General features: G+C 56.0%; 21 protein-coding genes and 4 pseudogenes. 6 read left to right on the plus strand and 19 right to left on the minus strand.

Annotation, left to right across the window (positions count from 1 at the left end; translation table 11 throughout):
* Window positions 1-17: 17 nt before the first annotated feature.
* The gene (locus msub_RS01580; RefSeq protein WP_048494402.1) at window positions 18-503 is read right to left on the minus strand and encodes an acyl-CoA thioesterase; all 486 of its coding nucleotides are present in this window, start codon (window positions 501-503) and stop codon (window positions 18-20) included.
* Window positions 504-713: 210 nt separating this feature from the next.
* Window positions 714-917, minus strand: coding sequence for an EAL domain-containing protein (locus msub_RS01585; RefSeq protein ID WP_048494403.1), 204 nt, complete (start codon window positions 915-917; stop codon window positions 714-716).
* Window positions 918-999: 82 nt separating this feature from the next.
* Here msub_RS01585 and msub_RS01590 point away from each other — a divergent pair, with 82 nt between their 5' ends.
* Window positions 1000-1932: a formate/nitrite transporter family protein gene (locus tag msub_RS01590; protein WP_082146377.1), complete on the plus strand. Its 933-nt coding sequence runs from the start codon at window positions 1000-1002 to the stop codon at window positions 1930-1932.
* A gap of 594 nt (window positions 1933-2526) precedes the next feature.
* Here msub_RS01590 and msub_RS01595 read toward each other — a convergent pair.
* Window positions 2527-3381, minus strand: a complete 855-nt coding sequence (locus tag msub_RS01595) for a diguanylate cyclase (protein WP_048494404.1) — start codon at window positions 3379-3381, stop codon at window positions 2527-2529.
* Window positions 3382-4054: 673 nt separating this feature from the next.
* Here msub_RS01595 and msub_RS20905 point away from each other — a divergent pair.
* Complete coding sequence (locus msub_RS20905) at window positions 4055-4201, plus strand: hypothetical protein (protein ID WP_227506600.1); 147 nt, start codon at window positions 4055-4057, stop codon at window positions 4199-4201.
* Window positions 4202-4353: 152 nt separating this feature from the next.
* Here msub_RS20905 and msub_RS01600 read toward each other — a convergent pair whose 3' ends face one another.
* The 11 genes and pseudogenes from msub_RS01600 to msub_RS01640 form a co-directional block, all read right to left on the minus strand.
* Window positions 4354-5046, minus strand: a complete 693-nt coding sequence (locus tag msub_RS01600) for a glutathione S-transferase (protein ID WP_048494405.1) — start codon at window positions 5044-5046, stop codon at window positions 4354-4356.
* A gap of 147 nt (window positions 5047-5193) precedes the next feature.
* Window positions 5194-5394: pseudogene (locus tag msub_RS21955) on the minus strand (methyltransferase family protein); the annotation flags it as partial.
* Window positions 5395-5454: 60 nt separating this feature from the next.
* Window positions 5455-5610: pseudogene (locus msub_RS21450) on the minus strand (TraR/DksA family transcriptional regulator); the annotation flags it as partial.
* Between the two features lie 97 nt (window positions 5611-5707).
* Window positions 5708-5984: pseudogene (locus msub_RS21960) on the minus strand (DUF2834 domain-containing protein).
* Window positions 5985-6400: 416 nt separating this feature from the next.
* A complete protein-coding gene (locus msub_RS21455; protein WP_156182707.1) occupies window positions 6401-6790 on the minus strand; it encodes a hypothetical protein in 390 nt (129 codons plus the stop codon).
* 13 nt (window positions 6791-6803) lie between these two features.
* Entirely contained in the window at window positions 6804-6893 is a 90-nt protein-coding gene (locus msub_RS21965) for a ChaB family protein (protein WP_227506601.1), read from the minus strand.
* 23 nt (window positions 6894-6916) lie between these two features.
* A complete protein-coding gene (gene rho / locus msub_RS01620; protein ID WP_053077925.1) occupies window positions 6917-7819 on the minus strand; it encodes a transcription termination factor Rho in 903 nt (300 codons plus the stop codon).
* A 123-nt stretch (window positions 7820-7942) separates the two neighbouring features.
* Window positions 7943-8233, minus strand: a pseudogene (locus msub_RS21460) (acyl-CoA thioesterase); the annotation flags it as partial.
* 6 nt (window positions 8234-8239) lie between these two features.
* Window positions 8240-8527 (minus strand): DUF1330 domain-containing protein, encoded by a 288-nt coding sequence (locus tag msub_RS01630; RefSeq protein WP_048494407.1) that lies wholly within the window; start codon window positions 8525-8527, stop codon window positions 8240-8242.
* Window positions 8528-8716: 189 nt separating this feature from the next.
* Window positions 8717-8998 (minus strand): type II toxin-antitoxin system RelE/ParE family toxin, encoded by a 282-nt coding sequence (locus msub_RS01635; protein WP_048494408.1) that lies wholly within the window; start codon window positions 8996-8998, stop codon window positions 8717-8719.
* Complete coding sequence (locus msub_RS01640; RefSeq protein ID WP_048494409.1) at window positions 8995-9267, minus strand: CopG family ribbon-helix-helix protein; 273 nt, start codon at window positions 9265-9267, stop codon at window positions 8995-8997. Before msub_RS01640 ends, msub_RS01635 begins: the two co-directional genes overlap by 4 nt.
* Window positions 9268-9719: 452 nt before the next feature.
* On the opposite strand from msub_RS01640, the gene msub_RS01645 reads away from it, so the two are divergent.
* Window positions 9720-10916, plus strand: a complete 1197-nt coding sequence (locus msub_RS01645; protein ID WP_048494410.1) for an MFS transporter — start codon at window positions 9720-9722, stop codon at window positions 10914-10916.
* A 559-nt stretch (window positions 10917-11475) separates the two neighbouring features.
* Here msub_RS01645 and msub_RS01650 read toward each other — a convergent pair.
* Both msub_RS01650 and msub_RS01655 read right to left on the minus strand, forming a co-directional pair.
* A complete protein-coding gene (locus tag msub_RS01650) occupies window positions 11476-12171 on the minus strand; it encodes a TSCPD domain-containing protein (RefSeq protein ID WP_048494411.1) in 696 nt (231 codons plus the stop codon).
* A gap of 27 nt (window positions 12172-12198) precedes the next feature.
* Window positions 12199-14337: an adenosylcobalamin-dependent ribonucleoside-diphosphate reductase gene (locus msub_RS01655; protein ID WP_048494412.1), complete on the minus strand. Its 2139-nt coding sequence runs from the start codon at window positions 14335-14337 to the stop codon at window positions 12199-12201.
* Between the two features lie 463 nt (window positions 14338-14800).
* Between msub_RS01655 and msub_RS01660 the strand changes: the two genes are divergently transcribed.
* Both msub_RS01660 and msub_RS22440 read left to right on the plus strand, forming a co-directional pair.
* Window positions 14801-15478 carry a DUF6160 family protein gene (locus msub_RS01660; protein ID WP_227506602.1) on the plus strand — a complete coding sequence of 226 codons (678 nt, stop codon included), beginning with the start codon at window positions 14801-14803 and terminating at the stop codon, window positions 15476-15478.
* On the plus strand, window positions 15438-15614 hold the full coding sequence (locus tag msub_RS22440; protein ID WP_227506603.1) for a DUF6160 family protein: 177 nt from the start codon (window positions 15438-15440) through the stop codon (window positions 15612-15614). The genes msub_RS01660 and msub_RS22440 overlap by 41 nt, the downstream gene beginning before the upstream one ends.
* 90 nt (window positions 15615-15704) lie before the next feature.
* On the opposite strand, the gene msub_RS01665 is transcribed toward msub_RS22440, so the two are convergent.
* The 3 genes from msub_RS01665 to msub_RS01675 all read right to left on the minus strand — a co-directional run bounded on the left by msub_RS01665 (window position 15705) and on the right by msub_RS01675 (window position 18454).
* The gene (locus msub_RS01665; RefSeq protein WP_048494413.1) at window positions 15705-16499 is read right to left on the minus strand and encodes an ABC transporter ATP-binding protein; all 795 of its coding nucleotides are present in this window, start codon (window positions 16497-16499) and stop codon (window positions 15705-15707) included.
* Between the two features lie 9 nt (window positions 16500-16508).
* Window positions 16509-17411 (minus strand): ABC transporter permease, encoded by a 903-nt coding sequence (locus msub_RS01670; RefSeq protein ID WP_048494414.1) that lies wholly within the window; start codon window positions 17409-17411, stop codon window positions 16509-16511.
* Window positions 17412-17479: 68 nt separating this feature from the next.
* Entirely contained in the window at window positions 17480-18454 is a 975-nt protein-coding gene (locus msub_RS01675; RefSeq protein ID WP_048494415.1) for an ABC transporter substrate-binding protein, read from the minus strand.
* Between the two features lie 270 nt (window positions 18455-18724).
* Between msub_RS01675 and msub_RS01680 the strand changes: the two genes are divergently transcribed.
* A complete protein-coding gene (locus msub_RS01680; protein WP_048494416.1) occupies window positions 18725-20392 on the plus strand; it encodes an AMP-binding protein in 1668 nt (555 codons plus the stop codon).
* Window positions 20393-20419: the final 27 nt, after the last annotated feature.

Below are 20419 nucleotides of genomic sequence, written 5' to 3' on the forward strand. Positions count from 1 at the left end.
ATCCCTTGAGTTCCCTGTTACGCCTTTGAGCGGTGAAGAGCCTTATACCGTTCCGCCAACTCAACCCGAATCGCGCGACGTTCCTGGCCGTTGGCGAAGCGCCTGATTTGCTCATCCGTGCGTGGTTCCAGTTCAGGTACTTCAACGGCTTTTCCGTTGTCATCCACGGCGACCATCGTGAAAAAGCAACTGTTGGTGTGTCTGACCAGCTTTTCACGGATGTTTTCCGTGATCACTTTAATGCCAATCTCCATTGAAGTGCGTCCTGTGTAGTTGACGCTGGCCAGGAAGGTTACCAGTTCTCCAACATGAATCGGTTGAAGAAACATTACCTGATCCACGGACAGGGTAACAACATAGGTGCCTGCGTAACGGCTGGCGCAGGCATAGGCCACTTCATCGAGACACTTGAGCAAGGTGCCACCGTGCACATTGCCAGAAAAGTTGGCCTTATCCGGTGTCATCAAAACGGTCATCGTGAGGGTAGTAGATTCGAGTTCCATAATGCTCTCGTGTTTATCTGATGCTTCAGTATATGCGCAAACCACGCAGGGGCATAAAACAGGTAGGCGGGGATGGCCGTAAAGATATCGTCGCAGTACGGGGGTCAAGGGCCATGTATTTCCTTTTCTCTGGCCACGGTGTCAACCATAATCGGCGCGACAATTCTGATCAGCTGGTACTGGGCGAAGTCGCAACCGGCGTCCTCAAGCTCAGAGAAGCGCGGCCTTCCAGAATTCCTCCGTGGTGCTGCGAGTGAACTGCAGGGCGGAGGTATTGATTCTTACCTGGAACGGCAGCCGGGTCAGCGAAGACCAGCTCTCGGCTCTGGCGGCTGCCTCTGCAAAGTCCCAGTGGTCCAGATCGCTTATCCGCCCGATTTCTTCTGCCAGGCCCAGAAAAATTTCCGGCATCATGGCCGAGGCGAGGCTACAATGGACGAGTCGAATCTTGCAGCAACACAAACGTTTCTGGATGGCTAAAGGGCGGGGCGGTTGAATGAGTGACAGGGACGCCAATCAGGATACCTCCCCCGAAAAGGAAGCCAAGGAGGCCGCGGACGAGCAAGAGTCTCGCGCCAAGGCCCAGGATCGCGAATCCCGCGAACAGACACCGACGCCGAGTGAAAAATCACTGACGCCGAAAGAACGTGATACCGTAGCCGAACATGGCGGTCTATCTTCGCTGACTCTTTATTCCATCATCCTGCGCGAGGGCGAAGAGGAGCTACAGCGCCCGAAAATCTCGCTCTGGTGGTCTGGTGTGGCAGCAGGGCTCGGGATTTCGACCTCGGTCCTCGTCGAGGGAATTATCCGCTCCAATATGGGCTCAGATCACCCCTATCTGACGTTGATTGAAAGCCTGGGCTACTCGTTCGGGTTCGTTCTCGTGATCCTGTGCAGGCTTCAACTGTTCACCGAGAATACCATCACCGTCGTGCTGCCTGTTCTGGCCCAGCCGACGCGCAACCGGTTCTATCGCACCGGGCGCCTTTGGGGCATTGTGCTTGCGGCAAATTTATTTGGCACGTTTATTACCGCTGCCATCGGCGTCCACGGGGGCATTTTAACCGCCGAGACCCTCACGGCGATCCTGGAGATATCGCGCCACTTGGCAACGCTGACCCCGGCCGAGACACTTTTGCGCGGTATTCCATCAGGCTTTTTCATAGCGGCTCTGGTGTGGATGCTGCCTTCAGCGAAGAGATCCGAAGTGCTGGTAATCGTCATTTTTACCTGGCTGATTGCGGCGGGTGGCTTTACCCACGTGATTGCCGGGTCAAACGAGATTTTCACGCTGGTGCTCAATGGGGAAATGAATATCTTTACCGCCTTGATCTACCATATTGCCCCGGTACTCGTCGGCAACATTATCGGCGGTACCGGTTTGTTCGCGATGCTGGCCTATGGCCAGGTTCATGAAGAAATGTGATACGGCGTCCCTGACTCTGCAGAGGTCAAAAAGGAGGCGTACGGTAACTCTCGCCCTGGACGTATTCATCCCGAAGGGATGAGAATTCAGGTTCATGCCGAGGACTTACATTGCTTTCAAAAAATACCAGGCACTGGATGTGTCCCGGTTTATGATGAGAAAAACGGCCTGCGCGGGGAGCGAGGCCGGTGCAAGAGAGCACTTCGGGTCCATAGCCATATTGCCAACGAGGCTGTTAGAAGCCTAATTCCTGAGTTGGGATTGCGCCTCATCCTTGCGGCGCACGATGTGACATCCTGTCCGGGCTGGTCCGTCGCCTCATCTATAACCAGAATAAGTCATCAGCTTTGTCCGGTCTGTTCGCTAGCGCACCAAGTGTAAAAATATGTAAGTGAGCTCCGAATTGGTTGAAGACTGTATCCTCCGCAGTTCCGACGGCCCAAACGCCGCCCCTTGCCATCTTCGATCTCTCAGTGTTAGAGCCGTTTCGCCAATAAAACAATTCTGGCCCGGTTTTTTGAAAATCCTAATCGAGCACTGTCTTTGCAGCTTCAGAGGCCATGGACTTACCCCGGTGCAGCTCGTCAGCCAGGATTACGTACGTCGCCGTTTCAGCCGGTACATGTTGTCATCAGCATGGTTCAACAGGGTGTCGGCGTCCTCCCCGTCCGTTGGATAACAGGCCACGCCGATACTGCAGGTCGGCGTTTTGATACTGCCGAATTCGGCACCCAGGGGCGCGGTCACGGCTGCGATGATCTGCTCCACCTTTTTGGAAACAGGTTCCGCCGACTGTATGTCCGTCAACAGCACAGTGAATTCGTCGCCACCCATCCGGGCCACCGTGTCCGTCTCTCGAACGCAGCCTTCCAGCCGTCCGGCAATCATGCAGAGCACCCGGTCACCCATGGCATGCCCATGGGTATCATTGATGTGCTTGAAGTCATTGAGATCCAGAAACAGCAAAGCCAGGCTGCTCTGGTGGCGATGGGCTATGCGGATGGCCGACTCAAGTCGCTCAAGGAACAACAATCGGTTGGCAAGCCCTGTCAACGGGTCGTGATGCGCGAGGAAACGCAGTTTCTCCTCGGCCTGCCTCAGTGCCGTCACATTACGTGCTACACCGATCCGCACACCGTCCTCTTCGGATAAACGGGCAGACCAGAGGATGTATACAATAGAGCCATCTTTGTGGATATAACGGTTACAGAAGTCGTTGTGGGGCTGACCGTCCATAACTCGAACAATGGACGCTCGTGTGGTGCCCAAGTCATCTGGATGCAAATAGTCGGTGATCAGCGTGCCCGTCAGCTCATCGGCACGATATCCGAGCAGTGGTTCACACGAATCGCTCACAAAGACGATCTGGTCGTTCTGATCGACGACAAAGACAGCGTCCAGCAACAAATTGGTCAGCTTGGGGAAAAGCGCTTTCAGATCAACGGGCATAGTTCAGTGGAATTTGGTGATTCATAGAGGTCAAGTATCGTCCAGTGGCTGCAACAGGTTGTCGAAAAATCGCCTTTGTGGCCGGGCCTTCACGGGCAAACATGGATTCGCGCAATTCTCCAACCGACCTCTCCTTTCTTTGACGCTTTTTCTGTCTTGGAGGCCTTTTCATATAATTGCATAACGCTGGGCGCAGCGGGCAATTTTTTGGTCCGACTGACGCCTTGCTTATCGCCCAGCTTCGGTATCACTACTAATTTAACGCGGAGCGAAGCGGCGGCGTTGGCTTCCAGTGCATAGCATTGTGTACGCCCAGCATGGGCATGAACTAATGGGGTGAAAGTCCCCTGTGGGAAGATCACTGTTCAATGGCTTTAGCCGATTGAACGCTAACCACTAGCGAATGGCAAGGGCCGATCCGCGAGGAGCGGTCTGGAGGAAGCCGCTAGCAAAACTGCGAGCTGATGAACAAGAACATCATACGAGGCGTAGGCTGAAGGCGAGTTGGCACAAGACAACGAAGCCAGCCTTTAGTAAAGATCTACTCGAGCAGATGCTCAGCAAGGCCAATCTACAAAAGACCTGGAAGCAGGTTCGAGCAGTCGATTCGCACGGGGGATTCTCAACCGGCGCCAGTAAGGCGGGTTGAAACGCGCACCAGGCGGTGCGACGGATGCAGAGCATCCTCAAGCACGGGAGAAGCCTTGCGGTGGGTGTGGACCTGTCGAAGTTCTTCGACCGAGTCAATCACGACCTGCTGATGACGCACCTGGGCCATAAAGTCCAGGACAAGCGCATGCTGGGTCTGATTGGCCGGTAGGGTCGCACTCCAGGTTTGCCCGGTTACCAGCGTTGGCAAATCTGGTACTGTCGTTGCAGCTTACCGCGGATGAGCTTGAGTCTCTGGAGGCAACCGCCGCTTCACGAGTGAAGCACCTAAGGGGGGCAGATCCGATCTGTCCCTTTTACTGATCACGGGCTTTGTGAATCCCGCAAAGACTGTTCAATCTGACCACCACAGTAGGCGTTACCCAATTCCCGACGCTGATTGTCCAGAAAAGCACCTATCGAGGGGCGGCGTTCCATACGCTGGCAGAGGTTCGCCACCCTGGGGGCGTGGTGTTCCAAATCCCTGTCGAGTTCCGGAAAGCTGTGGACCAGGGAACCGAACAGCGCAGCAGTCGCAATATCGGCCACCGTGAGCCTGGTGCCCAGTAGATAGCCCGTGTCCGGCTTGAGGGAATGCGCCTGACCTGTCTTTTCAAAGATCGTCATCCAGTCGGCCAGACGATGGGCCCGGAACTCCTTCCATATGTCCTCCTCCCACATCACCATGCCATTGTGGTTGGTGATTTCCATGAGAACATCGTTGCAGTCCAGAATCACCTTCAGGGCCAGGGTGTGTTGCTCTGCTTCGTCGGGAAGAAGATGATACGCCTTCGCCAGATGCATGAGAATTGCCGGCATCTGGGCGAACCAGAGCTGGGCCCTGCAGTCGTAAAGATACGGTGGTGCCATCCCGGGGTAAAGGAGGCTCAGGTTTCTGTCAGGATAGACCTCGTTGGCATCCAGCTTCCGATAATCCGCCCGAACCTCCTCCAGCAAAAGCTGGATAAAATTGCCGCGAAAGGGCAGGTTCCAATAATAGAGTTCGTAGTCCGGCATAGCCGTCCTCCCGTATTTTTTAGTAGAACGGTGAACTGCTGCCTGGAGTATAGCGCACGGGAAAGCGGAAACCTGGTTGTGTGGTTTGCCAGTATTTCTTGCCCGGAATCATACAGACAGCATCATCAAATGGCTTATCAACCAGATCTAAAGCCACCGCCGAACCCGTCGCTCATACGCCCGGAAGGCGTCGCCGAAGCTCTCCCGCAGGGCGCGTTCCTCCGGTTTGATCTGGAACCGGTTCATATACAGCACAAAGAACATGACCCCGACTAAAGCTCAGGCGGAGGCCAGGAAAACGCCCCAGGCCAACAGCCACAGCCCGAACCCCAGATACATTGGATTGCGGGGTAATCCCCCCGGAATCATGCTGTGTAGCTCTTCCCCGCGCTATCGAAGCTGGCTGTCCTTGCGCCGGGCCTCTGGAATTGGCGCTCCGCACTCATCGCATTCCTCGGCGCTTTCGCCTTTGGCCAACTGGCTGCGTGCTCGCTGGATTTCATCTTCAACGCTTGCGTCGATCTGTTCCTGAACCGCACCATCACGAGACCATCCGCCTGCCATGAACCCTCCGGAGTCTGGATGACTGTATCAACTCAACGTTAGCATTCGAGCGCGGGCGCGCAAAGATGGCCGACGCTGATTTTGCTGATGCAAATGGTCAAAGCTTGCCGGGGTCAGGCTCGCGCCCACCTCGAAGAACCGGATACAGCAACGGCCCTGCGGACACAAACACTGCCGTCATTACGATAAACGGAATCAGGTAACCCAACCCTTTGCCACGACGTTTGGCGTCCTGGTACATCCAGATACAAGCCAATACAGCGAGAATGTAGATCGATGACAACCTGGGCGGTATCGGGGCTGGACATTAGCTGGGCACCGAAGGCCAGGAGCGATTGCTCCGCTCCGGCTATTACCCAGAAAGTGAAGCCCATGAACAGGCAGAGAGCGATGGGGGGAGGGGGGGTACTTTCATGATTTTTCTTGATTTGATCTTTCCTGGAATTAAATGACTTCAGCGATGCGCTTCAGGGATTCGCCATCAAGAAAATCGGAATCAATCTTGAGCAGCTTTGCATCTTTGCCGATCACAAACAGGAAGGCCTTGTCCCCGTGGGACAGCCGTAATTCACCGTTTGATCGTCGGTCATGTCTGCGAGCGCGAGAAATCGTTTACCGGGCTCATCGCCATACCGAAATATCAGCATGTTCTGACTGTCGTCAATATCACCAACAACGGTGAAGCCTGCCGGAATGCTGAATCTCAGGTCTGAATACATGAGTTCGATGTCATCACCGGCTTGAATTCCGAAGGATAGACTTAAAGCAACAGCGGCCAACCCCAAGTTGTTCAGCCGGATGCCAGGTATTCGCGCTTGAGTTCAATGCGGCCACCCTTGAATTGGAAATCCTTGCCTTCCTCAAATCTGAATTGCTTGAGAACGACCTTATCTGAGATCGCCGAAGCGATTGAGCTGCTGCCTTCACCTTTCCGGATCTCTACGATCTTCGGCGTTGTTTCTGGCGTAAACTGCGCTGGCCAGATGATCGAGGTTAAACACACGGGAGTTGATCCGTCCTGTGGGTTGCTGCAGTTTCTGTAGCAGCCCACAAAGGCGTCGCGGTCCGGCGCCGCCGCGAACTCTGAGTCATTGTCCGGCGCCAGCGTGGAAACGCAGCCTGTTAACAGCAGCAGAAGCCCGGCTGAGAAGGCTCGTTTTATAGCGATACTTCTAGCCACCTTTATTCTTCAACTACCGCTCACCCTCCTTGTGGTACTCCTTCTTGACCGCCGCCCAGGCCACCCTCATGGCAAAGCTCCCGGTCCACCCAATGACCGCCACGGGTCTGACTCCGTAGCTCGGATTCAATCGATGGGCGTCCCGGGGATGTTTTTCAGAAGTTCGGCATTTGTGGGGTACTGTTCAAGCAGCTCAACCAGCTTTTTTGTGCCCTCCAACGGTTTGAGGCCGCCAAGCGCGCGACGCAACGCTCTGATTTTGTCCAAATCTTTCGGGTCCAACAGCAGCTCTTCACGCCGTGTACTGCTTTTCGAAATGTCGAGCGCAGGGAAGATTCGCTGATTCGCAACGTCTCTCGATAAAACCAGCTCCATGTTCCCCGTGCCCTTGAATTCCTCAAATATCACCTGGTCCATACGGCTGCCGGTATCCACCAGAACGGTTGCCAGAATGGTAAGCGAGCCGCCATTCTCAAGGTTTCGTGCAGAGCCAAACAGCCTCCGCGGGATCTCCATCGCCCGAGCATCAACCCCGCCAGACATCGTACGACCGCTGCTTTTTCGCTCCGCATTATGCACACGCGCAAGCCTGGTAAGAGAATCAATCACAATCATGACGTTGTGACCCTCGCCAGCCTGTTGGCGAGCGGTATCAAGAAGCTCATCGGCAACGCGAGCGTGATGGGCATAGCTTTCATCCGAAGAGGAAGCGTGTACCTCCGCCGGGACACTACGCCTGAAATCGGTGACCTCTTCCGGTCGCTCATCGATCAATAACGCGTAAAGTTTAATGTCGGGATACGCCTTTCCCACCGCCTGGCAGATATCTTTTAACATTGTCGATTTCCCAGACCCAGGCGGGGCAACGATCAAACCTCGCTGCCCCATTCCAATCGGCGTGATCAAATCCATCGCGCGTACCGTGAGTTTTTCTGAACCTGACTCCAGGCGAATCCCCGGCGCTGGATTAATAGCCACACCGTTTAGAAAACGTTTTTGTGGATCAGCCTCAGCCTCAACTTCAGCCATAGCTTCGGCTTCCTTAACCGCTGGTTTGGAGTCTCTAATTGGTTTCCGGGTTAAACCTAGTGTTTTTCTCGTCATCGCTGTTTGATAGCCCTTATTTGGTAGATATTTTTAGAAATGGTCTGATAGCGCCAAAAAGCAGCTGTTGCTATGGTGGACCAACTTGTCCCGGATGTTCTCGGTGACCACTCGGATGCCGATTTCCATGGAAGTACGGCCGGTGCAGTTCACTCTGGCCAGAAAGATGACCAGCTCGCCCACGTGGATGGGTTGGAGGAACATCACCTGGTCGACGGACAGGGTAACGACATACGTCCCCCCGTAACGGCTGGCGCAGGCATAGGCGACTTCATCCAGATACTTCAGCAGGGTGCCGCCGTGCACATTGCCGGAAAAATTGGCTTTGTCCGGCGGCAGTACTTCTCAATCGGCCTCGAAAGTCACCAGATCCACATCCGCCGCCTGGGTGCGTAACGGCACCAGCGCCTGATAAGCCGGGGAGTTGTGCCAATCGGCGACGGAATCGGCATCCGGGAAGCGGATAACCACCGTATCGGTATGCCGGTATTGCCCGCTCAGCACCTTCGACTGTTTACCCCGAAGCACCAGTTCCGCGCCCCAGGGCACCAGCGTTGCCGGCACCAGGCTGCGGTATTCCGCCCATTTGTCCGGGTCTTTCACGGTGATGTTGCCGATAACGTAGGCTGTCATTGGCGGTCTCCGGTCATTACGTGAAGGGGCGGGTTAGATCGGATGGTCGCGAAAAATAGATCTGTCCCGGTTTCGCGGGTAAAACCGTTTCATATACGTTCCCTGTTATTCTTAACGCAGAGCGCACCGGTAACCTTGACGCAGCGAAGCGGAGACAAGGGCGTTCGAGTGCCGCGTTTGGTTAAATTGCTATCGTTCACCCTCAAGGCCATGCCAAACCCGGAGAATAATGATGGCACTGGCATGGACTGAGTATCGAACGACGTATTTTCCGAAAACCATATCTCGAACAGAGTCCGGCACCGGTGCCATTTCAACGGGTGTGCCCATTTTTGGGAAGTCTGGAAGTAATTCGATTTTGCTTACCAGTTCGGTGGCAATCCTGGCTGCCGCCAATGGGTTGTGCACGGCAATGAACTCCCTGAGGCGTTTCAAATCATCAATGGCTTCGTCCGTGTAAACCAGTTTCACTTACCTGACCTCGGTACATCCTGTTCGTTTTCTGTTCCCCAACTATTAAGCCAGCTGTGAACCTCGCTGGCATCAACAACCTTGCCTTGGGCAGCGGACTCCATTGCCTCTAAGGTTTGTTTCCAGCGCTCTTGCTCAAGCTGCTGCTTTTCAATGTATTCCGACAATGCCTGGTTGATTACCCAGCCTTTGCTCCGGTGCAGCCTTCTGGCGATTGCTTCCAGGTGCTGTTCAACTTCTGCTTGAAGGCGAACTGTGGTGACGCTCATGACTAGGACCCTCGAATTTGGCAACTACAATGTATTACAGCATAGTCTGCGAGGGTGCAGCAAAAATTTAACGAGCACAGCGGCGCCACATCCGTGGCGTCCGGTGGCAATCGGCCGCGTACTGCTGCGGTTATATTTTGCTGGTTTCGACTTTAGATCCGCTCCAACCACGTAGCACCAAATATAGCAGTAAACATGCAGATAAAGGTCAAAGCAGGGAGAATGTAGAGGTCAATAACAATCTGGGCTGTGTCCGGGCTGGACATGAACAGACAGGGGATAATAAGGGGGAAACTGGATAACTCTCATACTCTTCCTTGATTGAGATTTAAGAAATATAGCGCTGGGTAGGGTGAGTGAACGATTGTCTCCGCTATCAGGATGCTTCGATTCCGCCCGACGCATCTGATAACGTAGCCGACCTCTCAATAACCGCTTATCGGAACTCGTGCATGGCCCCCTCCAAGCAACACCCGTGGTTTCCGCTACTCATTTTCCTGGGCGCGGCCTTTACCTTCAGTGTCACGATGATCGGCACCACCATGCCGACCCCTCTCTACCCCATCTACCAGGACAGATTCGGGTTTTCCGATCTGATGATCACCATCATCTTTGCAGCCTATGCCGGTGGTGTGATTACCGCCCTGGTGCTGACGGGACGCTGGTCTGACCAGGTGGGCCGCCGGCCATTACTGTTTGCGGGGCTGGCTTGCTCCATCATCAGTGACCTTGTGTTCTGGCAGGCCAATGGCCTGGCGATGATTCTGACCGGCCGGGTGTTGTCTGGGCTGTCCGCCGGGATCTTTACCGGCACGGCCACTGTGGCCGTCCTTGAACTGGCCCCGCCCCACTGGCGGGATAAGGCCACATTCTTTGCCACGGCGGCGAACATGGGCGGGCTGGGCCTTGGGCCCATGCTTGCCGGTGCCCTCTCTCAGTATCTGCCCTGGCCACTGCAGCTGACCTTTCTGGTGCACTCCGCCATGGCCGTGCTGGCAGTGTGCTGCATCTGGGTGGCTCCGGAGACCGTTTCGAAACCCGCTCACCCCAAACTGTCGATACAGCGCCTGAGTGTGCCACCGGAAGTCCGCGGCGTATTTACGCCCGCCGCCATTGCCGGTTTTGCCGGCTTCGCCATGTGCGGCTTCTTCACATCCATTGCCCCGGCGATGATGGGCAAGGTCCTGGGCTACGACAATCAGTTGTTGATCGGCGTCGTGGCCGGCAGCATCTTCATCGCTTCAACCCTGGGCCAGTTCCTGCAGGGCACCCTGCCGCTCAGGCTGCGCCTTCCTCTGGGCTGTGTGGCTCTGATGCTCGGGGTGATTCCGATAGTGCTGGGCATATACACCCAGTCCCTCGCTCTGTTCATAGTCGGTGCTGTGATCGCAGGTATGGGCCAGGGCATTGCGTTCCGGGCCGGCATGGGTGCGATCGCCTCGGCCAGCCCGACTGCGGAGAAGGCGGCCGTGACGTCCACCTTCTTCGTCGTGGCCTACATAGCTATCTCGGTGCCGGTGATCGGCCTGGGGTTGATGGCGAGCGTGACCAGCCTGATGACGACCGGGATCAGTTTCGCAGCTGTTATGGGATCCTTGGCTGCGCTCGCATTGGTACTGCTGATTAGGCGGGATCGGGCAGAGGCCTGATGAGGGGTTCCAGTGCTTGTTCCCAACTATCATTGAGGCTAATTCTTTTTGTACGCTCTCAATCGCCCCAAATTCCTCTGCTTCGATCAGCTTACCCAGTGTTGCATCGCGATAATTGTCGCTTACAGAAACACCACGAATGCGGCTTGCCGGGACGCGCTTGATAACGCCCTTTGTAATTTCCTCCTCAACAGGGCAATCAGAGACGAGCTGCGGAGAATAAGACCACTCGACTCGGCCATGGCCTCAGCAAATTCCAAGTTGTATTCGCTCATCGCTTCCGACTCCCTTCCTGCCTAACATTTGTATAGTAGCTGAAATGATCGTTTTCCCAGATCAATTATCCCGATTTGGCCTCTTTCGAATCCAGCACAAAATGGCGTCGATTCAATATTTTAGAGTTTAAATCCGTATGGCCACATCCGAGACAAACGATCACCACGACCACTTTTCCTTATTTCACTGACTTTTCGATCGAAGCGATCATTTTTCTCCTCACAACAAAAAGGCCCGAAGCTTTCACTCCAGGCCTTCTCGTCACTCACTGCAGTCAATCACCTCAACCGCATTTACTATCGCCGCAGGACAGGCAGGTCGCACAGCCGTCCATTACGATCACCGCCTTGGTGCTGCACTTGCCGCACATGGTGGCGTTGGGCGGGTAGTCATCGGCTTTGTCATCGTTCGTGGCCGTGCTGTGGCTGGCTTCGAACTCGGCGCGTTTTTCGGCGAGGATGCGCTTGGTGGTTTCGCTCATTTCCTCGCTTTCCAGCAGGCCTATGGCCTTCAGGTGCTTCTCGATCACGGCGCCGATTTCAGCAACCAGGGAAGGCATGAATACGCCGCCTTTCTTGAAGTAGCCGCCGTTAGGGTCGTACACGCTGCGCAGCTCTTCCACCAGGAAGGTGACGTCGCCGCCCTTGCGGAAGACCGCAGAGATTACGCGGGTGAGGGCGATTACCCACTGGAAGTGTTCCATCGACTTGGAGTTGATGAACACTTCGTACGGCTGCCGGCTTTCGTGGTCGGTGCCTTCGTTGAGCAGGATGTCGTTGATGGTGATGTACATCGCGTGCTCGGCCACCGGCGGCTTGATCTTGTAGGTGGTGCCAAGCAGGAAGTCCGGCCGCTCGATGTATTCGTTCATCTGAACGGGCTTGGTTTCCGCCTGCACCGGTGCCTGGTGTTCGGTAGCTTCTGGGTCGGCTTTCTTAACGCGGTAGCCGACGATCTTGTTGCTGATTTTAACTATCATGTTCGTTGTCCTGTGTCGGTTCCCGGATCAGTACTTGCCGTAGGTGCCTTCTTTAAGCGCGTCAAACAGGTTGGCGGCGTTGTGGATTTCGCCGTCGTACTCTACCTGTTCATTGCCCTTGAGGGTTACCTTGCTGCCATCGTCCAGGGTGAACTCGTACAGCGTGTTTTCCAGGTCCTTCTCTTTTACCAGCACGCCCTGGAAGGCTTCGGGGTTGAAGCGGAAAGTGGTGCAACCCTTCAGACCCTTGTCGTAGGCATAGAGGTAGATGCCCTTGAAGTCCTGATAGTCGAAGTCTGTCGGAACGTTTGCGGTCTTGGAAATCGAGGAATCTACCCACTTCTGGGCGGCGGCCTGGATGTCCACATGCTGCGCCGGGCTGACATCATCGGAGGTGGTGAAGTAGGGCGGCAGCTTCTTGTCTTCGTCGTCCGAGAACGGCATGGCGCCCGGGTTCACCATATGGCGGTAGGCCAGCAGCTCGAAGGAGAATACGTCGACCTTCTCTTTGGTCTTACGGCCTTCGCGGATGATGTTGCGCGCGTAGTGGTGCGAGAAGCTCGGCTCAATGCCGTTACTGGCATTGTTGGCCAGCGACAGGCTGATGGTGCCGGTGGGCGCGATGGAGGTATGGTGGGTGAAGCGGCCACCTTTTTCGGCCAGTTCTTCCACCAGTTTTGGTTCTACGTTGGCAATCTGCTGCATGTACTTGCTGTACCTGGCGTGCAGCACGCGGCCCTTGAGTTTGTCGCCCAGCTTGTAGCCGTCTTCCCGCAGCTGAGGGCACTTGCCCAGCATTTTCGGGGTGACTTCAAACTCGTCGTCCATGATCGGCGCAACGCCTTTTTCCTCGGCCAGGGCGAGGGACTGGCGCCAGCCTTCCACGGCCATTTCACGCACGACTTCTTCGGTGAACTGTACGGATTCTTCAGAACCGTAGGGCATGCGCAGCATGGCGAGGGTGGAACCCAGGCCCAGGATGCCCATGCCGTGGCGGCGCTTGTAGGTGATTTCGTGGCGCTGTTCGGCCAGCGGCAGGCCGTTGATTTCCACCACGTTGTCCAGCATGCGGGTGAAGATGGCCACGACCTTGCGGTACTTCTCATAGTTGAAGCTGGCCTTTTCGGTGAACGGGTAGTCCACGAACATGGTCAGGTTCACAGAGCCCAGCAGGCAGCTGCCGTACGGGGGCAGGGGCTGCTCACCGCAGGGGTTGGTGGCGCGGATGTCCTCGCAGAACCAGTTGTTGTTCATCTGGTTGACCTTGTCGATCAGGATGAATCCCGGCTCGGCGTAGTCGTAGGTGCTGGTCATGATGGTGTCCCAGATGAACTGGGCTTTCAGGGTACGATAGATGCGGCAGGCTACCTTGCCTTCATCGTTGATTACGTAGCCTTTCTGCACCGGGAAATCGCGGTACACGAACTGGCTTTCGTCGCTCAGGTCCAGCCCTTCATCTTCCACTTCCTTTTCGGTTACGGGGAAGGAGAGGTGCCAGTCATCGCCGTTGCGCACGGCTTCGATAAAGTCTTCGGTGATCAGCAGCGAGAGGTTGAACTGGCGCAGGCGACCGTCTTCACGCTTGGCCTGGATGAAGTCGATCACGTCCGGGTGGTGCACGTCGAAGGTGGCCATCTGGGCGCCACGGCGGCCACCGGCGGAAGACACGGTGAAGCACATACGATCAAAGATATCCATGAACGACAGCGGGCCGGAGGTGGTGGCACCGGCGCCGGCCACGTAGGCGCCTTTCGGACGCAGGGTGGAGAACTCGTAACCGATACCGCAGCCCGCCTTGAGGGTAAGGCCGGCCTCGTGGTTCTTTTCCAGGATGTCGTTCATGGAATCCTGAACGGTGCCGGAAACGGTGCAGTTGATGGTGGAGGTGGCCGGCTTGTGCGCTTCGGCACCGGCGTTGGAGGTAATCCGGCCGGCGGGGATGGCGCCGTGCTGCAAGGCCCAGATGAAGTTCTTCATGTGCTGGGTGCGTACGGATTTGTTCTCTACTTCAGCAAGGGCTTTGGCAACACGTTCGTAGGTTGCGTTGATGTCCTTGTCTACGGGATCGCCGGTCTTGGTCTTCAGCTGGTATTTGCTGTGCCAGATGTCGATCGAGGCTTCCTGCATCGGAATTGTTGTTACCACTGCCTGTGCCTTAGCGTTCATTGCCACCCTCTGTCTTCCAGTATGTCTTCTTTTGATGGCGCCTGCCCGCGTGCCGGCGGCGCCATACCCCTTGAGAATCGTGTTTTCGGGCCGGGCCCTGTTTTCTTTTTAACCACTAGATATGGGTTGAATCTGAAGCGAGTATAACAGGATATAGTGTTCTGTGAAGAAGAGCGCAACTATTGGTACGCGCTCCCGGGCAAAGAAAATCAATCAAAACCGGCTTGAATCCGGGAAATTTTTTCCAAAACAGCAAATTGGATGAAAAGCTTCAAAACCACTACATGTTGTGGTTCAAAAACTGATCATACGCAAATCCGTCAGGAGCCAATCCGTTAGCAAAGGCAGGTAAACTGTGATCTCTGCACGTACTCGAATTGAACGTGTCGTTAAAGTACAGGTGTGGTGTCGAATACTGCAGTGGCCCACAGGATGTGACTAAGACTAAAACAAGGAAATAATAATGAAAGGCCTGAAACCAACGTTGCTAGCGCTCTGCGTTGCGGGTGTTCCACCTGCGGCCATGGCAGAAATACAAATGCTGGATGAAGCAGCAATGGGAGACATCACCGGCCAGGCCGGTGTCACCATTGAACTGGAGACCCAGGTCAATATTGACAGGTTGACCTACACTGACCAGGGTTCGCTGGAAGTCAACGATATCTTTGTGGGAGGTACAAATCGAACCGATCTCTTCTCGGAGATGCGCCTGAACCTGACTGGTCGGCCGGCAAATACATTGTTGGACAATATCCGCATCGATATTGATGTTTTGTCCGACGGAGACGCGGTCATCAATTTTCAACCTCAAGATCTGGCGTTTATCGATCTCGGTATAAGGACGGGAGCCTGGAATCTGGTCGGTCAGACTGACACGACGACCATTATGGACAACTTCCGCATGGATGCCCTGGTGGGTTCGGGAACCCTTTGGGTGGACACCGCAACCGATAAGCTGAACTTCATAACAGATTTCGCTATTGATGACATGGATTTTGACGTGCCGTTCCTGGCGATCGGAATACGTGATTTTGAGCTCACGGGCTCGGGTTACGATCTGAATGCCCCCCCGTGCACTGGATCTGTTTGCCAGAGTCAACATGGATATCTACAAGGCGCCGAACCATGCTGGCGTGGATAGTCTGGCCGTGGATCTGCAGAGCTTTGAGGCGGATATCCGTATCGGCGGGATTCTCGTTGGAGGAACTTCGATTGGTTCAATTGCCATGGATAACCTGGCGATAACCAATACATCGATGCTTATCTATGGCCACTGACCGGAGCCAGGAAAACTAGTGTAAAAGCGGGGCCTGGCCCCGCTTTTTTTGCTTTCCCGCTATGTGGATGCCTGTGAGGTCAGACGCTCGTCAGCCCAGAAGAAGGCTGTCGTCGTCCACTTCCAGTCCGCGCTGCTTCTCGAACAGGCCGAGCAGGTCCTTCACTTCCAACCCTTCGCGGTCCTTTCCGGCGATGTCGAATACCACCTGGCCCTGATGCAGCATCACCGTGCGGCTGCCAACTTCCAGTGCCTGTTTCATGCTGTGGGTCACCATCAGGGCGGTGAGCTTCCGCTCCTCGATGATCCTGGTGGTGAGTTCCAGCACGAAGGCGGCGGTTTTCGGGTCCAGGGCGGCGGTGTGTTCGTCCAGCAGCAGGATGGCGGAAGGCGTGAGGCTGGCCATCAGCAGGCTCACGGCCTGGCGCTGGCCGCCGGAGAGCAGGCCCATTTTGTCGCCCAGGCGCTTTTCCAGGCCCAGGTTAAGGGATGAGAGGCTTTCCCGGAACTGCTCCAGGTACTGCCTTTTCACGGCCGAAGTCAGGCCCCGGCGCTGGCCGCGTTTGATGGCGAGGGCCAGGTTTTCTTCAATCGTTAGGCCCTCACAGGTGCCGGCCAGTGGGTCCTGGAAAACCCGGGCCACGCGGCCCGCCCGTTTATGGGTAGACAGTTTGGTGACATCCAGGTTGTCGACGATGATCTGGCCACTATCGACCAGCACTTCGCCGGCCAGCGCGTTCAGAAACGTGGATTTGCCGGCGCCGTTGCTGCCAATCACGGTCACGAATTCGCCCTGGTTTACCGTCAGGCTCATGCCCCGGAGCGCCGGGTTTTCCAGTGGCGTGCCCTTGCCAAAGGTCAGCCGGAGGTCGGTTGCGGTAATCATGGTGCCTCCTCAGGCCTTGCTGCGGGAGAATTTGTTGACCACCGAGTTGCGCACGCCCGGTAACACAATGGCGAGGGTCACAAGTACGGCGGTAATCAGGTTCAGATCCTGGGCCTGCAACCCAAGCACATCGGCATTCAGGGCGAAGGCGATGGCCAGGCGATAGATGATCGCGCCCACCACGCAGGCAATCAGGGCCCGGAGCACGGAGGAGGGGGTAATCACCGCCTCACCGCCAATCAGTGAGGCCAGGCCGATCACAATCACGCCCACGCCCATGGTCACGTCTGCCGCCCCCTGGCTTTGGGCGAACAGGGCACCGGCAAGACCCACCAGGCCATTGGACAGCGCCACACCGAGCACGATCATGCCTCCGGTCGCAATGCCCTGGGCCCGGGCCATACGGGCATTGGCACCGGTGGCACGCATGGCCAGCCCGGTTTCCGATTTCATGAAGCGCCACAGGAGCACCAGGGCAATGGCGATCACGATGGTAAACAGCAGCACGGGCACCTGGTGGTAGGCCAGGCCCAGATCGTACCAGGGCGTGAGCACGGTTTCTTCAGTGAGCAGTGCCACGTTCGGTCGGCCCATGATGCGAAGGTTCACCGAGTAGAGCGCGATCATGGTAAGGATGGAAGCCAGCAGGTTCAGGATTTTCAGCTTTACGTTCAGCAGTGCGGTTACCGAGCCGGCCGCCATGCCGGCGAGTATTGCCGCGCCCGTTGCCAGCCAGGGGTTTACACCGTCGATGATAAGCACTGCTGAGACAGCCGCGCCCAGCGGGAAGCTGCCATCAACGGTAAGGTCGGGGAAGTCCAGAACACGGAAGGAGATATAGATGCCAAAGGCCACCAGGCCATAGATCAGGCCGGTTTCGAAGGCGCCGTAAAGGGCTATGTCACTCAACATGGTTGGGTATCACTATCAATAAAAACGGGCGGCTCTCTGTGGTGAGGGCCGCCCGTGGGGTTCAGGGGTTACTTGGCGCTGTCGACGACTTGTTCGGCATCTGCAACCAACTCATCAGACAGGGTAATGCCCATGCGCTCGGCTGCGGCCGGGTTCACGAAGAGGTCGAGTTTTTCCATGGTTTCCACCGGCATTTCGCCCGGATTCTTGCCTTCCAGCACCTTGGCTACCATTGCGCCGGTCTGGCGGCCGTGGTCATAGTAGTCAAAGCCGAGGGCGGCAACGGCACCACGCTCAACGGTGGCCGTGTCGGCGGCGAAAACGGGGATGTCTGCCCGCTCACCAACGGCAATCACGGCTTCGGCTGCGCTGATTACGGTGTTGTCGGTGGTCAGGTAAATGGCATCCACATTGCCCACCAGGGAGCGGGCGGCACCGAGCACTTCGGAGGTCTTGGTGGCGGCGGCTTTCTCCAGGGTCAGGCCGCGGGCCTTCAGGCGTTCTTCCAGCAGGTTAACCAGGGATACCGCGTTGGCCTCGCCCGGGTTGTATACGGTACCAATGCGCTTGGCATTGGGCATGACGCGCTGCAGCATATCGAGGTGCTTGTCGATGGGGAGCATATCGCTCACGCCGCTGATGTTGGCCCCTGGGGCTTCCAGGCTCCGGACCAGCTTGGCACCGACCGGATCGGTCACCGCAGAGAATATCACCGGGATGTTGCGGGCGGCTGCGGCGACGGTCTGGGCGGAAGGCGTTGCGATGGCAACAATCACATCCGGCTGTTCGCCAATGAATTTACGGGCAATCTGGGAAGCGATAGCGGCGTTGCCCTGGGCACTTTCGTGCATGATGGTAAGGTTTTCACCTTCCTTGTAGCCGCGCTCGGCAAGTTCGTCCTTTACGCCCTGATAGACGGCATCCAGTGCCGGGTGCTCGACAATCTGAGTAATAGCGACAACGCGGGGTTCCTGGGCCTGAACGAGGGTTGCCAGTGCCAGCAGGGTGGCACCAAAGAGGGTGCGCAAGGTACTTTTGGCCATATGCCCTTCTCCGGGTAGGTTTACTGGTATGTTGTGGTACGGTTTGTCGTAAGTCGGACTTGCAAGAGGGGCGCAAGTTTACCACAGGCGCGTGGTAAGAGGGCTATCGAAAAATTGGTATCACGGCTGCCATTACGCGGGGAGGATAGGTGCAGTTGCGAATATTTTTGCTTCTATCACGTTTTGACGCTACAGCTTGTGTTGAAATACCCTACGAAAGTCTAATAATAAGTCATCCATAACTCGAATAACGAACTACAAGGAAGGTCCATGGACACAACCAACAAACTCCCCCTGGATATGCTCTACCACTGGGAGAAAACAAAGACGAACTCCCGTTACATGACCCAGCCCATCGGAGATGGCAAGGTTGTAGAGTACACCTGGGGTCGGGCAGTGGATGAAGCGCGGCGCGTGGCGTCTTACCTGAAATCGCTGAACCTCCCGGAGAACAGCCGTATTGGGCTGATTTCCAAGAACTGCGCCCAGTGGATCATGACAGACTGGGCCATCTGGCTGGCTGGCCATATTTCCGTACCGCTGTATCCCACCCTGAACGCCGATACGGTGAACTACATCCTGAACCACGCCGAGTGCGAGGTTCTGTTTGTGGGCAAGCTGGACGACTGGGACATGATGAAGCCGGGTGTGCCGGAATCCGTACGCTGTATTTCCTACCCGCTGAGCCCCCCCAACGATTTTGAAACCTGGGACGATATTGTTGCCAAGTACCCGCCGCTGGAAGAGAACGTCAAGCGTGACGCCGGTGAGCTGGCGACGATTGTGTACACTTCCGGTAGTACCGGTAAGCCCAAGGGCGTAATGCTCAGCTTTGGCAACATGGCCTTTGCGGCGGAAGGCGGTATGGAGGTGCTGGGTGTCGGGGATAACGAGCGCATGCTTTCCTATTTGCCCCTGGCCCATGTTTTCGAGCGGACCTTCGTTGAGCTGGCATCTCTGTATGCCGGCTTCCAACTCTATTTTGCGGAGTCACTGGATACCTTTGTACAGGATCTGCAGCGTGCCCAGCCGACTCTTTTCCTATCTGTGCCGCGGCTGTGGGTGAAGTTCCAGCATGGTGTGCTGAAGAAGCTGCCCAAGAAGAAGCTGGATCGGCTGCTGAAGATCCCGGTGGTCAACAAGTTGATCAAGAAAAAGATCCTCAAAGGCCTGGGCCTGGACAGGGTCAAACTGGCGGGAAGCGGGTCTGCACCGCTGGCCAGTGATGTTCTTGAATGGTATCGAAATCTTGGTCTTGAGCTGCTTGAAGGCTATGGCATGTCCGAGAACTTTGCCTATTCCCACATGAACAAGCCTGGTCGCTCCCGTATCGGTTACGTCGGTGAATCCCTGCCCGGTGTGGAAACCAGGATCAGCGAGGAGGGCGAGGTCCAGATCAAGAGCCCGGCCACCATGATGGGTTACTACAAGGATGAGGAAAAAACCCGGGAAGCCTTTACCGAAGATGGTTTCCTGAAGACCGGTGATAAGGGCGAGATTGACGAGATGGGCCGCCTCAAGCTGACCGGCCGGATCAAGGAAATCTTCAAGACCAGCAAGGGCAAGTACATTGCGCCGGCGCCCATCGAGAACCGGCTGATGTCGCACGACGCCATCGAGATGGTGTGTGTGTCCGGGGCCAACCAGACCCAGCCCCATGCGCTGGTGATGCTGGCCGAGGAATCCCGGCCGAAGATGGCGGATGAGGCATTCCGCAAGGAGATTGAGGAAAGTTTCAAGCAGCTGATCGCCGATGTGAACAAGACAGTGGATCCGCACGAGCAACTGGCGTTCATCACGGTCGTCAGTGATGAGTGGTCGATTGAAAACAGCTTCCTGACACCGACCTTGAAGCTCAAGCGGAACGTGGTGGAGGATGCCTATCAGGCCAAAGTGGATAACTGGTACGCCCAGCGTCGGCCGGTAATCTGGCAGTAACATTCTGCAATCTGTTTTCTGGTTGTC

It is taken from the genome of Marinobacter subterrani, from assembly GCF_001045555.1.
GTDB lineage: Bacteria > Pseudomonadota > Gammaproteobacteria > Pseudomonadales > Oleiphilaceae > Marinobacter > Marinobacter subterrani.

Excerpts from the sequence above, each read along its gene's own strand:
- msub_RS01645 (WP_048494410.1), top strand. The coding sequence starts at position 9,720 with ATGGCCCCCTCCAAGCAACACCCGTGGTTTCCGCTACTCATTTTCCTG.
- msub_RS01595 (WP_048494404.1), bottom strand. The coding sequence starts at position 3,381 with ATGCCCGTTGATCTGAAAGCGCTTTTCCCCAAGCTGACCAATTTGTTG.
- msub_RS01660 (WP_227506602.1), top strand. The coding sequence starts at position 14,801 with ATGAAAGGCCTGAAACCAACGTTGCTAGCGCTCTGCGTTGCGGGTGTT.
- msub_RS01630 (WP_048494407.1), bottom strand. The coding sequence starts at position 8,527 with ATGACAGCCTACGTTATCGGCAACATCACCGTGAAAGACCCGGACAAA.
- msub_RS01580 (WP_048494402.1), bottom strand. The coding sequence starts at position 503 with ATGGAACTCGAATCTACTACCCTCACGATGACCGTTTTGATGACACCG.
- msub_RS01590 (WP_082146377.1), top strand. The coding sequence starts at position 1,000 with ATGAGTGACAGGGACGCCAATCAGGATACCTCCCCCGAAAAGGAAGCC.
- msub_RS01585 (WP_048494403.1), bottom strand. The coding sequence starts at position 917 with ATGATGCCGGAAATTTTTCTGGGCCTGGCAGAAGAAATCGGGCGGATA.
- msub_RS01640 (WP_048494409.1), bottom strand. The coding sequence starts at position 9,267 with ATGAGCGTCACCACAGTTCGCCTTCAAGCAGAAGTTGAACAGCACCTG.
- msub_RS01675 (WP_048494415.1), bottom strand. The coding sequence starts at position 18,454 with ATGGCCAAAAGTACCTTGCGCACCCTCTTTGGTGCCACCCTGCTGGCA.
- msub_RS20905 (WP_227506600.1), top strand. The coding sequence starts at position 4,055 with ATGCAGAGCATCCTCAAGCACGGGAGAAGCCTTGCGGTGGGTGTGGAC.
- msub_RS01680 (WP_048494416.1), top strand. The coding sequence starts at position 18,725 with ATGGACACAACCAACAAACTCCCCCTGGATATGCTCTACCACTGGGAG.
- msub_RS01650 (WP_048494411.1), bottom strand. The coding sequence starts at position 12,171 with ATGATAGTTAAAATCAGCAACAAGATCGTCGGCTACCGCGTTAAGAAA.
- msub_RS01670 (WP_048494414.1), bottom strand. The coding sequence starts at position 17,411 with ATGTTGAGTGACATAGCCCTTTACGGCGCCTTCGAAACCGGCCTGATC.
- rho (WP_053077925.1), bottom strand. The coding sequence starts at position 7,819 with ATGGCTGAAGTTGAGGCTGAGGCTGATCCACAAAAACGTTTTCTAAAC.
- msub_RS22440 (WP_227506603.1), top strand. The coding sequence starts at position 15,438 with ATGGATATCTACAAGGCGCCGAACCATGCTGGCGTGGATAGTCTGGCC.
- msub_RS01655 (WP_048494412.1), bottom strand. The coding sequence starts at position 14,337 with ATGAACGCTAAGGCACAGGCAGTGGTAACAACAATTCCGATGCAGGAA.
- msub_RS01665 (WP_048494413.1), bottom strand. The coding sequence starts at position 16,499 with ATGATTACCGCAACCGACCTCCGGCTGACCTTTGGCAAGGGCACGCCA.
- msub_RS01600 (WP_048494405.1), bottom strand. The coding sequence starts at position 5,046 with ATGCCGGACTACGAACTCTATTATTGGAACCTGCCCTTTCGCGGCAAT.